We start from the raw sequence: 13,651 nt of genomic DNA on the forward strand, positions 1-13,651 counted from the left end.
GGTTCCGGGCGCGCGGTCCGCGGGATGGTTCAGCGGCGGCGGCTCGGCTTAGCACGATGGCCCCCGCCCGGCTTAGCGGCTCAGTCACTCGGCCACCTGCGCCGGTTGCTTCAGCTGGATTGACTCGTGGCTCAGCGGTTCAGTGGCTCAGCGGTTCAGTGGCTCAGCGGTTCAGTGGCTCACTGGTTCAGCGGTTCGGCCACTTTCCGCCCGGCCCCGCCTGCTGGGTCGGTTCAGTGGCCCAGTGGTTCAGCCACTTTACCGTCGGGCTCTGCCTGCTTGGCTGGTTCAGTGGATCAGCCACTCCACCACTAGGCCACCTGGACCGCCTCGTCGGCCGCTCATCCTCTGGCGCCCCGGGAGCCACATCGCGAAGCCGCCCCGACCTACGCAGATATCACATATATGATCTACCCAAGGCTTGGGCGAGCCTCGGAAACTACACCCCCACACGCACTCACTCTTCCCGCCACAGGCCGGTTTTCTCCAGGTGGGCGATCAGCCGGGCACCGCTTTCCGTGACGTGACGGTGCATCTCCACGCCGCCCGTCGCGACGTCGCCTTTGCGGAGCGCGCGCAGGATCTTCCGGTGCGACGCGACTGTCAGCTCACGCCATTCGGGGTCCGACGAATAGAACGGCCGCGGCAGATAGACCGTCGCGTTCCGCAGGAACCAGGACAGCTTCCGCGAATGCGCGGCCCGGTTGATGGCGCGATGGAAGTCGTACTCGAGGCGCTCGAGCTCCGCCGGGTCGGGGACGTTCGCGGCGTCCGCCAGCTCGTCGTTCAGCCGCTCCAGCTCGTCGAGATCGCCGGCGGACAGGTTCGCCGCCGCCCGGCCGAGCAGCGTCGTGGCCAGGCCGGCCTGCAGCTCGAACATGTCCGCGACATCCACTTCGGACAGTGGCGCGACCACGAAACCCCGGTGCGGCTCCAGTTCCACCATGTCCTCACCGCGAAGCGCGGCCAGTGCCTCCCGCACCGGGGTGACACTCACCCCCAGCTCGGCGGCCACCTGATCGAGCCGCAGATACTCGCCGGGGCGCGCTTCACCCGACATGATCAGGTTCCGCAGGTGCGCGGCCACCTCGTCGGCCAGCTGCGGTCTCCGCGGCAGTCCGGCGCTTCTCGGCATGGCACCCTCCTTCGATCTCATATAAGATATCAAACCTGTCACCTGGAGGTGGAGATGAGCGGCTACTGGCTCCGCCGCATCGAGCGGCTCGACCCTGTCACCGACCATCAGGAGATTTACCGGATTTCCATCGGTCACGAGTTCCCCTGGGATTACCAGCGCGCGCTGGAGTTCGCGCTCTTCCGCACCTACTGTGTGCCGAGCATTTCGAAACTCCTCTCGGCCACGCGCGAGTTCGCCGAGCGCCCCCAGCGCCGTTACGACGACACAGCGCTGCTGATGGCGGAGCTCGCCGAGCACGGCTACGACTCGCCGCGCGGGCGCGAGGCGCTCGGCGTCGTGAACCGGATGCACGGCCGCTACCGGATCAGCAACGACGACATGCTCTACGTGCTGTCCACATTCGTCTACGACCCCATCGACTGGATCGACACGTTCGGCTGGCGGCGCCTGCACGAAAAGGAACGTCAGGCGGCATACCACTACTTCCGCGAAGTCGGCCGCCGCATGGGGATCAAGGAGATCCCGGACGGCTACGAGGCGTTCCGCCGCTTCAAGGACGCCTACGAGAGCGAGCACTTCGTATATTCCGACACCAACCACGAGATCGGGATGTACACGCTGAACCTGTTCGCTTCGTGGTACCCGGCCCCGCTGCGGTCCGCGGTCTCCACCGGCGCGAAGAGCCTGCTCGACCCGATGATGTTGGCCGCCTTCGGTTTCGAACCCGCGCCCGCGTGGGTCGGCCGGCTGGTGCGCGGCGCGCTGCGGGCCCGCGCGGTGCTGGAACGACCGCTGCCGCACCGCCGCCGCTCCAAGCTGCTGTACCCGGGCGGCGCCAAGAGCTACCCGACCTACCCGGCCGGACAACGCCCGTCCGACCTCGGCGCTCCCGAACCACCGGCGGACATCGACCCCGAACTCCTGCGCCGCCGCCGCACCTCCGCGTGAGGAAAGGTGCCCCGTCCCAACACAAAGACGGGCCACCCCACCTAGCCGCGAAGCCAAGCGACCTCAGCCGAGTACCGAACACGCACGACCCACCCCCACCAACCACCAAAGCAAAGTGGCCCGTCCCAACACCAACGCGGGCCACCGCGCTCCGCGACCGGGCGAACTCACCTCGGCCAAGGAGCAAAGACGGCCCACCCCACCTAGCCGCCAAGCCAGGCAACCTCAGCCGACTACCGAACACGCACGACCCGCCCCGCCTACCACCGGAGAAAAGTGGCCCGCGCCAACACAAACGCGGGCCACCGCGCGCCGCGACCGGGCGAACTCATCTCGGCCAAGGAGCAAACGCGGGCCGCCCCGCTCAGCCGTAAAGGGAAGCGATATCCGCCGAATACCGGTCATGGATGATCCGCCGCCGGAGTTTCAGGGTGGGCGTCAGCTCACCGGACTCCGCGGTCCACGGCTCGGGCAGGATCGCGTACCGCTTGATCTGCTCGGCCCGCGCCAGCTGCCCGTTCGCCTCTTCGAGAAGCGCGTCGAGCTCCGCTCGCACGGCCGGATGCCCTGCCAGGTAAGTCAAAGTCCCCGTGATCCCCCGCGCCGCGGCCCACCCCGGCGCCGTCTCCTCGTCGAGGGTGATCAGCGCGGTCAGGTACGGCCGCTGATCCCCGACCGCGACCGCGTACCCGACCAGCGGATGCGCCCGCAGCATTCCTTCGATCTTCGTGGGCGCCACGTTCTTCCCGCTGGAGGTGATGATCAGCTCCTTCTTGCGGTCGGTGATCGTGAGGAACCCGTCCTCGTCGACGGCGCCGATATCCCCGGTCGCCAGCCAGCCGTCTTCGTCGGTGTCCTCGCGCACCGACCCGTCCGGCTGAAGATAACCCAGAAACACGAGCGGCCCGCGCACCAGGATCTCGCCGTCCTCGGCGATGCGGATCTCGATCCCGGGCAACGGCCGCCCCACCGTCCCGGGCTTCGCCGCGCCCGGCACGTTCGCCGTGGCACAGCCCGTCGTCTCGCTCATCCCCCACACTTCGAGCACGTCCACGCCGAGCCCGGCGAGGAAATCCCGCACCGGCCCCGGCAATGGCGCCGAACCGCTGCCGGGCCAGGAAAGCCCATCCAGGCCGAGCTGCTTCACGAGCCCGTCCGCGCCGTCGGGCACCGATTTGAGCACGCCCGCGATCTTCTCCCAGACCCTGGGCACCCCGAAGAACGACGGCGGCCGCACAGTGGCCAAAGTGGACACCACCTGCGACGGATCCGCGCAGATGAACACGTGCGACGCCTTGTACAGCGCGCGGTAGATCGCCAGCTCCCGCTCGGCGACGTGGGCCAGCGGCAGGTAGGCGATGGTCGGCGCGTGCAGGTCCATCGGCGCCAGCCGGTCGAGCGCGACGGCCTCGTACAGCACGTTGTAATGGCTCAGCACCACGGCTTTCGGGTCACCGGTGGTGCCCGAGGTGTACATCATCGCCACCGGCTCGCCCGGCACGACCTCGTCGGTCAGCTTCTCCAGCACCGCGGGATCCTTGCCGTGCAGCCGGGCGCCCCGCGCGGCGAGGTCGGCCCACCGCACGAACCGTTCGTCGTCGGGCAGGTCCACGTCGTCGTCGACCACCACGACGTGCCGGATCGTCGTCGACGCGGCCAGCGCCGGCCGCCACCTCGCCACCTCGTCCGCGCCCTCCAGCACGACCACCGACGCCCCGGAATGCGTTGCCACATAAGTGATCTGGTCCGGGCTCAGGGTGTGGTACGCGGTGCACGAAATCGCGCGCACGTGGGCGGCGGCGAGATCGGCTATCCAGTGCTCGAACCGGCTGGTCATCATGATCAGCAGCCGCTCCCGCGGCGAAAGCCCCAGCGCGCCGAGGCCGCGGGCGATCTCCGCGACCCTCGTCCTCAGCTCCGCCCAGCTGAGCGTCTCCTCACCGGCCGTCAGCGCCGGGCGCTCCGGGTAAGCCTCGGCGTTGCGGCGCACCAGCCCGGGAACCGTCAGCCCGGCGGCCTCGGCCGCACACTCCTGTGCGAGGTCCATTCTCACTCCTCTGCTCCGATCCGGCATAACGAGTGTTACGTATCATGCGTTACGCAACAAGGGTTGTGGCAGGATGTCCGGGAAAGCGAGGCGAGGCATGGCACGTCGGGTGCGGGACCCCCGGTCACGGGACCAGCTGGTGGACGCCGCATGGCGGCTGGTCGCCCGGCTCGGCCCGGCCTCGACCACGCTGCGCGCGGTGGCCGCCGAGGCCGGGGTCACCACCGGCTCGGTGACGCACTACTTCGAGGACAAGGCGGAGCTGATGGCCGCGGTGCTGCGGCACAACGGTGACGTCGCGACCGAGCGCGTGGTGCAGGCCGTCGGGGCCAAACGCGGGCTGGCCGCGGCGAAACAAGCCACCCTCGCCCTGCTCCCGCTCGACGACGTGCGCTTCCGGTGCTGGCAGGTGTGGCTGGCGTTCTGGTCACAGGCGCCGGGGCAGGTCCGCGAAGGCGGCTTCCTGGACGGCTACCGGGAATGGTCCGGGAAAGTGGCCGCGTATCTGGCCGAAGCCGTCGAGGACGGGGAACTGCCCGCCGGGCTGGACCTCCGGCATGAGATCAACGTGCTGGGCGCGCTGGTGGCGGGCACCGGGCTGCTCGCCGGGTCCGACGAAGCCGGGCGGGCGCAGCTGCGCCGCCGCGCGCGGCGCGTTTTCGGCGAGCATTTCGAAGCGCTGGCGGCGCGGAAAGTCAGTTGAGCGTGGGGTTGCGCGGGAGGCAGAACGCGAGCCGCGACCACGGCGGGGCGGACCGGCCCGGCTCGGGCACGGGGAGCGTCAGATAGGCCCACACACCCATGCCGTCGTTCTCGAAGTCGACACCCCAGCCGGCGGAACCGTTGCCCCCGGCGTCCATGAACCCGGGCCTGCTCGGCGGGACGAGCTTGCCGGCGCGCGCGTCGATCCGGAGGTAGTGCGGATCCGTCGCGCGGACGAGACAGACGGTGACCGGGCCGCGGTCGTCGTCGAGGGCTTCGACGCACAGTTCGTCCAGGAACAGCAGCACACTGACGACGAGATCCGGGGGCACGTCGAACAACAGGCCGCACAGGGCGTTCCGCAGCCGCGCCAGGTCGGACAGTGTGTCCAGGCGCCGCCACACGATCTGTTCGCCGCAGGCCCTCTGGACAGTCATGGTGGGGACCCTTCCGCTGGGTGTTCAACGGACCGCTCACCGTTTACCCGGGCGGCCGGCTCCTGAAACACGAATTTGGCGGCGCCCGCCGTTTCGGTAAGACTTGACCGCATGACGGAGCAGACGGCCCCACGCAGGCCGGACGAGGACAGCGCCGCACTGGCCGAGCTACTCGGCTCGGTGGTGCGCACGCTCGAACCCGAGCCGGATGTGGACTCCACGCTGGAAAACATCGTGCGCGCGGTCGTCGCCGCCGTTCCCGGCACCGAGCACGCGGGCGTCACGCTGCTGGAATCCGGGAGGCTCCGGTCCGTGGCCCCCACCGGCGCCGTGGTCGCGAAACTGGACCGGCTGCAGGAGGAGCTTTCCCAGGGCCCCTGCGTGGACGCGGTTTTCGACCGGCCCGTCTACCGCACGGGCGACATCGGCGCCGACGAGCGCTGGCCGGAATTCGCCGGGGCCGCCGCCGGGCTCGGCATCGCCTCGATGCTCGGGATCCGGCTGTTCACCAAATCGGCGAACCTGGGCGCGCTGAACCTCTACTCCACCGAGTTCGACGCCTTCGACGACGAGGCCGAGCACATCAGCACGCTGTTCGCCGCGCACGCGGCCGTCGCGCTGACCGGTTCGCAACGCCAGGAGCAGCTCCGGAACGCCCTGCAGACGCGCGACACGATCTCGATGGCCAAAGGCATTCTCATGGAACGTCACCGGATCACCGACGAGCAGGCGTTTTCCCTGCTGGTGAGCGCTTCCCAGCGCTCCAACCGGAAGCTGCACGACATCGCGCTGTGGCTCGTGAAGGAGTCCAACGCCCGGCACGACGCCTAAGCATCGTCGGCGAGCCGCTTCAGCACCTGCTCGGAGATGTCGGCGAACGTGTCCACCTGCTCCGGGGTGAGCGCGTCGAAAACCAGGCGGCGCACGGTTTCCACGTGCCGCGGCGCGGCGGCCTCGATCGCGCGGCGGCCTTCGGGCGTGAGCACGATGAACGCGCCCCGCGCGTCGGACGGGCATTCTTCGCGCGCGACGAGGCCGCGGCGCTGCATCCGCGCGAGGTGGTGGGAGAGCCGGCTCTTTTCCCATTGCAGGGCGCGGGCCAGCTCGAAGATGCGCACGCGCTCGTCGGGCGTGTCGGTCAGCTGCACCAGTACCGCGAAGTCGGAGTGTGACAGCTCGGAATCGTTCTGCAACTGCCTGCCGAGCGCGGCGGTCAGCTGCGCCTGCATCGCGATGTAGCCGCGCCAGGCGCGTTGTTCGGCGTCGGTGAGCCAGCGAGTTTCCGTCACGCGATCGAGTATACGGGAATAGTTGACACGTCACCCAAGTTGAGCCAGGCTGAGGACAAGGTCAGCTACTAGGAGGTTTCCCATGACCGCCCCGGCAAACTACGCAGAGCTCACCGGCACCTACGAGCTCGACCCGGCGCACACCCGGATCGGCTTCGTCGCGCGCCACGCGATGGTCACCAAGGTCCGCGGCGCGTTCAACGAGTTCGCGGGCAAGGCGGAGATCGACGGCGACGCCCCGGAGAAGTCCACCGCCGCGGTCTCCATCAAGGCCGCCAGCATCGACACCCGCAACGCCGACCGCGACGGCCACCTGCGCAGCAACGACTTCCTGCAGATGGACGAGTACCCGGAGATCACCTTCGCCTCCACCGCGATCAAGCAGACCGGGGACAACGAGTTCGACGTCACCGGCGACCTCACCATCCGCGGCGTGACGAAGTCGATCACCATCCCGTTCACCTTCGAGGGCCAGGCGCAGGACCCGTTCGGCAACGTCCGGATCGGCTTCGAGGGCTCGACGGTGATCAACCGCAAGGACTTCGGCATCACCTGGAACGCGGCGCTGGAGACCGGCGGCGTGCTGGTCAGCGAAAAGGTGACCCTCGAGTTCGAGGTGTCCGCGATCAAAACCGCCTGAGCGCGCGAAAAAGGCCGCCCAGCACGGAAATCGTGCCGGGCGGCCTTTTCGCTAGGCGCGCGCGGCCGCCAGCGCGCGGGTGGTGAGCACCCGCGCCAGGTGCGCGCGGTACTCCGCCGTCGCGTGCGGTTCGTCCACCGGGGAGGCGCCTTCCGCCGCCAGCGCGCCGGCTTCGGCGGGCGACGCGCCGGAGGCCAGCGCCTGTTCGGTGGCGGTGGCGCGGATCGGCGTGCCCGCCAGGTTGATCAGGCCGACGGAATCGCCGACCACGGCGACCCCGGCGATGGCCCAGTCGATCGCGCGGCGGGTGAACTTCTCGAAACCCCAGCCGATCCCGGTGCGCAGCGGCACGCGGATCTCGGTCAGCAGCTCGTCCGGCTCCAGCGGAGTGGTGAACGGGCCGAGGAAGAACTCCGCCGCCGGGATGCGGCGCTCCCCGTTCGGGCCGCGCACGACCAGTTCGCCGTCGGAAGCCAGTACGGCGGCGGGAAGATCGGCGGCCGCGTCGGCGTGCGCGAGCGAACCGCCGATGGTGCCGCGGTGGCGGACCTGCTGGTCCCCCACCTCTCCGGCCACGTGCGCCAAGAGTGGGGCGTGCTCGCGCAGCACGGCGTCGTGGTGGAGGTCGTGGTAGCGGGACAGCGCCCCGATCGCCACCACGTCACCCTCCACGCGCACGTAGCGCAGGTCGTCGATCGGGGCGACGTCGACGAGCACTTCGGGCGCGGCCAGCCGCAGTTTCATCAGCGGCAGCAGGGAATGCCCGCCCGCCAGCAGCTTCGCGTCGTCGCCGTACTCGCCGAGCAACGTGAGCGCTTCGTCCACTGTGGACGCGCGGCGGTAGCTGAACGCGGCCGGGATCACCGGTCCACCTCCTGCCCGGAAGCGTCGATCACGGCGCTGACGATGTTGTGGTAACCGGTGCAGCGGCAGAGATTGCCCTCCAGGCCCGCCCGCACTTCTTCCCTCGTGGGCTGGGGATTGTGCTCCAGGAGCGAGACCGAGGCCATCATCATCCCCGGCGTGCAGAACCCGCACTGCAGCCCGTGCTGCTCGCGGAACGCGCGCTGCACCGGGTGCAGGTCACCGTCCTTTCCGGACAGTCCCTCCACGGTGGTCACCTTGTGCCCGTCGGCCTGCGCGGCCAGCACCGTGCAGGATTTCACCGACTCGCCGTCCAGCAGCACCGTGCAGGCGCCGCAGGACGTGGTGTCGCAGCCGATGTTCGTCCCGGTGAGCCCGGCGTTCTCGCGCACGAAATGCACCAGCAGCGTGCGGTCCTCCACCTCCTCGGCGACGGGACGGCCGTTGATCTCGATGCTGACCTTCACTGGGCCTTCGCCTCCTCAATGGCCGTCCACACGCGCAGCGGCGTGACCGGCATGTCCAGGTGCGCCACGCCGAGGTGCGACAGCGCGTCGACCACCGCGTTGTGCACGGCGGGGGTCGATCCGATGGTGGCGGCCTCGCCGATTCCCTTGACGCCCAAGAGATTCCGCGTCGTGGGGGTGGCCATGTCGACCAGCTCGAAGTCCGGCAGCTCGGTGGCCGTGACGAACGAGTAGTCGGCGAGGGTGGCCGTGGTCGGGTTGCCGTCTTCGTCGTAGCTCATCACTTCCAGCAGCGCCTGCCCGATGCCCTGGCCGAGCCCGCCGTGCCGCTGGCCGCGGAAGACCAGCGGGTTGATCACCGGGCCGGCGTCGTCGGCCGCGACGATCCGGCGCACGACGACCTTGCCGGTTTCGGTGTCCACGTCGACCACCGCGAGATGCGCGCCGAACGGGAACGTCGGGGTGCCTTCGCCGAACCAGACGTCCGCGGACAGCGCGCCTTCTTCGGCCCGCGCGGCGAGCTGCGCCCAGGAGACCGCGCCGCTGGCCGGGGCGCCCCGGACCTGCCACGCGCCCTCGTCGACGTTGAGCTCGAGGTCGTCCGGTGACGCCTCCAGCATGTCCGCCGCGATCTCGCGGGCGGTCGAAATCACCTGGTCCGCGGCCTGCCGCACGGCGGAACCGCCCAGCTGCAACGACCGCGAGCCGAACGTGCCGACGGCCTTGGGCACGTCGTCGGTGTCGCCGTGCTTGATGGTGATGTTCTCCATCGGGATGCCGAGCTGGTCCGACAGCAGCATGGCGAGCGAGCTGTCGAGGCCCTGGCCGTGCGGGGAACTGCCGGTGTACGCGGTGACCGTGCCGTCGGGGTTGATGTCGACGCGGCCGCTCTCACCGCCCGCGTCGCCCCCGGTGATCTCGACGTAGGTGGCGATCCCGAGCCCCAGCACGACCGGCTCGCCCGCGTCGCGGCGCCGTTTCTGCTCCGCGCGCAGCTCCGCGTAACCCGCCGTTTCGAGCACCTTGTCGAGCGCCTGCGCGTACTCGCCCGTGTCGTAGCTCGCGCCGGATTTGGTGGTGTACGGGAATTCCTCGGGGCGGATGAAGTTCGCGCGGCGCACGTCACCGGGGTCGAGGCCGAGCTCCGCGGCGAAGAGGTCCATGCCGCGTTCGATCGCCGCCGTCGCCTCCGGCCGCCCGGCTCCGCGATAGGCGGCGATGGGGGTCGTGGTGGTGACGACGACCCGGCTGCGGGTCTCGACCTTCGGGAAGTGGTAGACGCCCGAGGCCATCAGCTCGGTCAGCGTCGGCAGGAACGCCGCGCGCGGGTATGCGCCACCGTCCTGGACCACGTCGAGCCGAACGACGTCGACCGTGCCGTCACGGCGGCCGCCGATCGTGACGGTGTTCTGCTGCGCGCGGCCGTGCGTCATCGAGGTCAGGTTCTCGCTGCGGGTCTCGCTCCAGCGGATGGCCCGCCCGGCGCGCTTCGCCGCCCAGCCGAGGACGACCGGCTCGGGGTCGGACCCGATCTTCGCGCCGAACCCGCCGCCGACGTCGGGGGTGATGACCCGGACCTGCTCCTCGCCGACGCCGAGCCCGGCGGCGATCGCGGTGCGGCCGATCTGGGCGTTCTGCGTGGAAAGCCAGACCGTCAGCCTGCCGTCCTCGCCCCACGCGCACGCCGCGCCGCGCACCTCCAGCGGCGCCGGCGCGACGCGCTGGTTCACGATCTCTTGCGTGACAACGACTTCGCAGCCCGCGAAGGCCTGCTCGTCGAAATCGCCGCCGTGCACCTGGACGACATTGCTGTCGCGGTCCTCGAACACGAGCGTCTCGTCCGAGAGCGCGGCGTCGATGCTCGCGACCGCGTCGAGCGGGTCGTAGTCCACGTCGACCAGTTCCGCCGCGTCGGCGAGCTGGTACCGCTCCTCGGTCAGCACGAGCGCGACCGGTTCTCCGACATAACGGACGACTTCGCCCGCCAGCCACGGCTCCACGACGGGGCCGACGTTGCGCGGCCCCAGGTCGAGATCGGCCGCCGTGTAGACGGCGACCACCCCCGGCGCGGCGAGCGCCTCACTCGTGTCGACGGAGGTTATCCGCGCGTGGGCGATGGGACTGCGCACGAAGACGGCGTGCACGGCGCCGGTGAGCGCCGGCTCGCGCAGGTCCTCGACGTAGATGCCGCCCGTGGTGATCAGTTTCTGGTCCTCGACGCGGACCACCCTGGTACCGACGATGCTCAACTCTGGGCCCTCCTGCTCCGGCTAACCCGGAAGATCTTGGCCCAACATATGCTTTCGTTTCGCCGCGCCGCAATGACGGTCAGGAATGGAACGCCTGCCAGGCCAGTGAAGCGGCGAGACCGAGCCCGGCGAGCCCGATGACGGCGCGCAGCGGGGCGGGCGGCACGCGCCGCACGATCGCGGGCCCGACCCAGGATCCGGCGATGGAACCGAGGCACAGCGCGACGACGGCGAACCAGTCGACCTTGCCGGTGAAGGCGAAAACCACGGCCGCGATCAGGTTCGCGGCGCCGGTGGCGAGGTTCTTCGCCGCGTTGGAGCGGGCCAGCGACTGCGCCCAGACCGTGGAGAGCAGCGCGAGCATCAGGACCCCGGCGGCGGCCCCGAAATAGCCGCCGTAAATCGCGACCGCGAATGCCGCGGCGCCCGTCGCCGGACCGAGTCCGCGGGCTCCCGACTGTTCGGTGAATTTCCGCAAACGCGGACCGAGGAACAGGAGAACCGACGCACCTGCGATCAAAAACGGGACGATATAGGAGAACGTGTCGGACGGGGTGAGCAACAGCAGCGCCGCCCCGCAGGCGCCGCCGACGGCGGTCACGAGGCACAGCACCTTGAGCCGCTCGCGCTGCCCTGCCAGCTCCGGCCGCGAGCCGGCCGTGGCGCCGATGGTCGAGCCGAGCATCGCGATGGTGTTGGTGACGTTCGCCGACACCGGCGGCAGCCCGGCGGCGAGCAACGCCGGGTACGACACGAGCGACGCGAGCCCGGCGATCGACCCGGTGAGCCCCGCCCCCACGCCCGCGACCAACAGGAGGAGCAGCAGCAGCGGGTCGGTGGTCATGATCGGGAGTATCGCGGCGGCCGGACCGCCGGGTCCCGCTGGTCCGCCTCTACTGTGACCTGCGGCTCTGTTGACGGAAAATACCTACCTAAGTCGCTTGTCCCGCCGGCCGCCCCGTTCCTATGGTTTGTTCTCCTTCACAACAAATGGAACGGAGGAGCCAGCGATGTCACTCAAGACCCGCCTGTCCCGTTTCCTCGGACTCGCGGTCCCGGTGCTCGCCGCGGCCGCGCTCGCGGTGCCGGCGGGCTCGGCGCACGCCGCCACCACGGTGTTCAGTGATGATTTCGACGGGGCCGCCGGCGCCGGGGTCGACGCGTCCAAGTGGAATCTGGAGACCGGCGACGGGGTCAGCAACCACGAGCTGCAGTGGTACACGCCGGGCACGCAGAACGCCGCGCTGGACGGGAACGGGCACCTCGTGATCACCGCCAAGCAGGAGGGCGGGTACACGTGCTGGTACGGGCCGTGCACCTACACCTCGGCACGGCTGAACACCGCGAACAAGTTCACCCAGACCTACGGGCATTTCGAGGCCAGGATGAAACTGCCGCGCGGGCAGGGCATGTGGCCGGCGTTCTGGGCGCTGGGCACCGACATCGGCAGCGCGGGCTGGCCGGCGTGCGGCGAGATCGACTTCATGGAGAACGTCGGGTACGAGCCGAACACCGTGCACGGCACCATCCACGGGCCCGGCTACTCCGGCTCCGGCGGGATCGGCGCGTACTACAACGGGCCGAACTTCTCCGACGACTTCCACACCTACGCGGTGGACTGGGCGCCGGACTCGATCAAGTGGTACGTGGACGGGAACCTGTACCAGACGCGGACCCCGGCCGATCTGAACGGCAACAAGTGGGTGTTCGACCACCCCTTCTATCTCATCCTCAACCTCGCCGTCGGCGGTGACTGGCCCGGTTCCCCGGACGGGAGCACGCAATTCCCGCAGCAACTGGTCGTCGACTACGTGCACGTCACGTCGTGAAGCAGGCCGGGCCGCGCCCACGCGCCGCCCGGCACTTTCGCGATTTTCTAGAACGTGTTCTACTGTGGGGCATGCGCCATGGGATCGTGTTGTTCACCAGTGATCGCGGTATCCGGCCCGCCGCGGCGGCCAAGGCGGCGGAGGAGGCCGGGTTCGTCTCGTTCAGCGTTCCGGAGCACACGCACATCCCGGTCAAACGGGAGGCCGCGCACCCGCGGACCGGTGATTCCTCCCTGCCCGACGACCGTTATCTGCGGACGCTGGACCCGTGGGTCGCGCTCGGCACGGCGGCGTCGGTGACGTCACGGATCCGGTTGTCGACCGCGGTCGCGCTGCCGGTCGAGCACGACCCGATCACGCTGGCGAAGACGATCGCGTCGCTCGATCACCTGTCCGGGGGCAGGGTCACGCTGGGCGTCGGGTTCGGCTGGAACGTGGACGAGCTGACCGACCACGGTGTCCCGCAAGGCAGGCGGCGCACCATGCTGCGCGAGTACCTCGAGGCGATGCGTGCACTGTGGACGGACGAAGAAGCCTCGTACGACGGGGAATTCGTCAAGTTCGGCCCGTCGTGGGCGTGGCCGAAGCCGGCGGGCTCCGTGCCGGTAGTGGTCGGGGCGGCGGGCACCGAAAAGAACTTCGCGTGGGTCGCCCGCTCCGCCGACGGCTGGCTGACCACCCCGATGGAAGACGACGTTGCGGAGAAAGTCGCGCTACTGCGGAAGAAATGGCAGGAGGCGGGGCGCTCGGGTGAGCCCGAGGTCGTGGCACTGGCGGGGCGCCCGGACCCGGAAACGTTGAAGCGATGGGAAGACGCCGGGGTGACCGAGGTCCTTTTCGGACTCCCCGACCGCAGCGCCGAGGATGTCGAAGCGTACGTGGGCAAGCTGGCGGGAAAGCTCGGACTGGTCTGACCGGGACGGCTGGGCCGGGCTGAGCTGACCGGGACGGCTGGGCCGGGCTGACCGGGACCGGCTGGGCCGGGCTGGGCTGGCTCGACTGGCCCGGACTACCGGCCCCGGCCCGGCCCCTGCCCTACGC

13 protein-coding genes and 1 pseudogene are annotated in these 13,651 nt (G+C 69.8%); 6 read left to right on the top strand and 8 right to left on the bottom strand.

The features are described from left to right. Positions 1-457: 457 nt before the first annotated feature. The gene (locus FPZ12_RS43685) at positions 458-1,135 is read right to left on the bottom strand and encodes a GntR family transcriptional regulator (RefSeq protein ID WP_144759604.1); all 678 of its coding nucleotides are present in this window, start codon (positions 1,133-1,135) and stop codon (positions 458-460) included. A gap of 54 nt (positions 1,136-1,189) precedes the next feature. Between FPZ12_RS43685 and FPZ12_RS43690 the strand changes: the two genes are divergently transcribed. Next, positions 1,190-2,086 carry an oxygenase MpaB family protein gene (locus FPZ12_RS43690; RefSeq protein WP_144759600.1) on the top strand — a complete coding sequence of 299 codons (897 nt, stop codon included), beginning with the start codon at positions 1,190-1,192 and terminating at the stop codon, positions 2,084-2,086. 364 nt (positions 2,087-2,450) lie between these two features. Here FPZ12_RS43690 and FPZ12_RS43695 read toward each other — a convergent pair whose 3' ends face one another. Beyond that, positions 2,451-4,133: an AMP-dependent synthetase/ligase gene (locus FPZ12_RS43695; protein WP_150980785.1), complete on the bottom strand. Its 1,683-nt coding sequence runs from the start codon at positions 4,131-4,133 to the stop codon at positions 2,451-2,453. Positions 4,134-4,230: 97 nt separating this feature from the next. Here FPZ12_RS43695 and FPZ12_RS43700 point away from each other — a divergent pair, with 97 nt between their 5' ends. After that, the gene (locus FPZ12_RS43700) at positions 4,231-4,836 is read left to right on the top strand and encodes a TetR family transcriptional regulator (protein ID WP_166463105.1); all 606 of its coding nucleotides are present in this window, start codon (positions 4,231-4,233) and stop codon (positions 4,834-4,836) included. Here FPZ12_RS43700 and FPZ12_RS43705 read toward each other — a convergent pair. Beyond that, the gene (locus FPZ12_RS43705; protein WP_144759591.1) at positions 4,829-5,272 is read right to left on the bottom strand and encodes a hypothetical protein; all 444 of its coding nucleotides are present in this window, start codon (positions 5,270-5,272) and stop codon (positions 4,829-4,831) included. The genes FPZ12_RS43700 and FPZ12_RS43705 overlap by 8 nt on opposite strands. Positions 5,273-5,383: 111 nt before the next feature. On the opposite strand from FPZ12_RS43705, the gene FPZ12_RS43710 reads away from it, so the two are divergent. Further along, positions 5,384-6,103, top strand: a complete 720-nt coding sequence (locus FPZ12_RS43710) for a GAF and ANTAR domain-containing protein (protein ID WP_144759588.1) — start codon at positions 5,384-5,386, stop codon at positions 6,101-6,103. On the opposite strand, the gene FPZ12_RS43715 is transcribed toward FPZ12_RS43710, so the two are convergent. After that, complete coding sequence (locus FPZ12_RS43715) at positions 6,100-6,501, bottom strand: MarR family winged helix-turn-helix transcriptional regulator (RefSeq protein WP_144759606.1); 402 nt, start codon at positions 6,499-6,501, stop codon at positions 6,100-6,102. The genes FPZ12_RS43710 and FPZ12_RS43715 overlap by 4 nt on opposite strands. Positions 6,502-6,643: 142 nt before the next feature. On the opposite strand from FPZ12_RS43715, the gene FPZ12_RS43720 reads away from it, so the two are divergent. Further along, on the top strand, positions 6,644-7,201 hold the full coding sequence (locus FPZ12_RS43720) for a YceI family protein (RefSeq protein ID WP_144759585.1): 558 nt from the start codon (positions 6,644-6,646) through the stop codon (positions 7,199-7,201). A gap of 51 nt (positions 7,202-7,252) precedes the next feature. Here the strand turns inward: FPZ12_RS43720 and FPZ12_RS43725 are convergent, their stop codons facing one another. The 4 genes from FPZ12_RS43725 to FPZ12_RS43740 all read right to left on the bottom strand — a co-directional run bounded on the left by FPZ12_RS43725 (position 7,253) and on the right by FPZ12_RS43740 (position 11,625). After that, entirely contained in the window at positions 7,253-8,065 is an 813-nt protein-coding gene (locus tag FPZ12_RS43725; protein WP_144759582.1) for an FAD binding domain-containing protein, read from the bottom strand. Continuing rightward, complete coding sequence (locus FPZ12_RS43730; protein WP_144759579.1) at positions 8,062-8,532, bottom strand: (2Fe-2S)-binding protein; 471 nt, start codon at positions 8,530-8,532, stop codon at positions 8,062-8,064. The genes FPZ12_RS43725 and FPZ12_RS43730 overlap by 4 nt, the downstream gene beginning before the upstream one ends. Beyond that, positions 8,529-10,781 (bottom strand): xanthine dehydrogenase family protein molybdopterin-binding subunit, encoded by a 2,253-nt coding sequence (locus FPZ12_RS43735; protein WP_144759575.1) that lies wholly within the window; start codon positions 10,779-10,781, stop codon positions 8,529-8,531. The genes FPZ12_RS43730 and FPZ12_RS43735 overlap by 4 nt, the downstream gene beginning before the upstream one ends. 79 nt (positions 10,782-10,860) lie before the next feature. Beyond that, positions 10,861-11,625, bottom strand: a complete 765-nt coding sequence (locus FPZ12_RS43740; RefSeq protein ID WP_144759572.1) for a sulfite exporter TauE/SafE family protein — start codon at positions 11,623-11,625, stop codon at positions 10,861-10,863. 166 nt (positions 11,626-11,791) lie between these two features. On the opposite strand from FPZ12_RS43740, the pseudogene FPZ12_RS43745 reads away from it, so the two are divergent. After that, positions 11,792-12,607: pseudogene (locus FPZ12_RS43745) on the top strand (glycoside hydrolase family 16 protein); the annotation flags it as partial. A 74-nt stretch (positions 12,608-12,681) separates the two neighbouring features. Next, entirely contained in the window at positions 12,682-13,524 is an 843-nt protein-coding gene (locus FPZ12_RS43750) for an LLM class F420-dependent oxidoreductase (protein WP_144759566.1), read from the top strand. Positions 13,525-13,651: the final 127 nt, after the last annotated feature.

The organism is Amycolatopsis acidicola, assembly GCF_007713735.2.
GTDB classification, from domain to species: Bacteria; Actinomycetota; Actinomycetes; order Mycobacteriales; family Pseudonocardiaceae; genus Amycolatopsis_E; species Amycolatopsis_E acidicola.

Coding starts and splice junctions, on each gene's coding strand:
- FPZ12_RS43685 (WP_144759604.1), bottom strand. CDS start 1,135: ATGCCGAGAAGCGCCGGACTGCCGCGGAGACCGCAGCTGGCCGACGAG.
- FPZ12_RS43690 (WP_144759600.1), top strand. CDS start 1,190: ATGAGCGGCTACTGGCTCCGCCGCATCGAGCGGCTCGACCCTGTCACC.
- FPZ12_RS43695 (WP_150980785.1), bottom strand. CDS start 4,133: ATGGACCTCGCACAGGAGTGTGCGGCCGAGGCCGCCGGGCTGACGGTT.
- FPZ12_RS43700 (WP_166463105.1), top strand. CDS start 4,231: ATGGCACGTCGGGTGCGGGACCCCCGGTCACGGGACCAGCTGGTGGAC.
- FPZ12_RS43705 (WP_144759591.1), bottom strand. CDS start 5,272: ATGACTGTCCAGAGGGCCTGCGGCGAACAGATCGTGTGGCGGCGCCTG.
- FPZ12_RS43710 (WP_144759588.1), top strand. CDS start 5,384: ATGACGGAGCAGACGGCCCCACGCAGGCCGGACGAGGACAGCGCCGCA.
- FPZ12_RS43715 (WP_144759606.1), bottom strand. CDS start 6,501: ATGCAGGCGCAGCTGACCGCCGCGCTCGGCAGGCAGTTGCAGAACGAT.
- FPZ12_RS43720 (WP_144759585.1), top strand. CDS start 6,644: ATGACCGCCCCGGCAAACTACGCAGAGCTCACCGGCACCTACGAGCTC.
- FPZ12_RS43740 (WP_144759572.1), bottom strand. CDS start 11,625: ATGACCACCGACCCGCTGCTGCTGCTCCTCCTGTTGGTCGCGGGCGTG.
- FPZ12_RS43750 (WP_144759566.1), top strand. CDS start 12,682: ATGCGCCATGGGATCGTGTTGTTCACCAGTGATCGCGGTATCCGGCCC.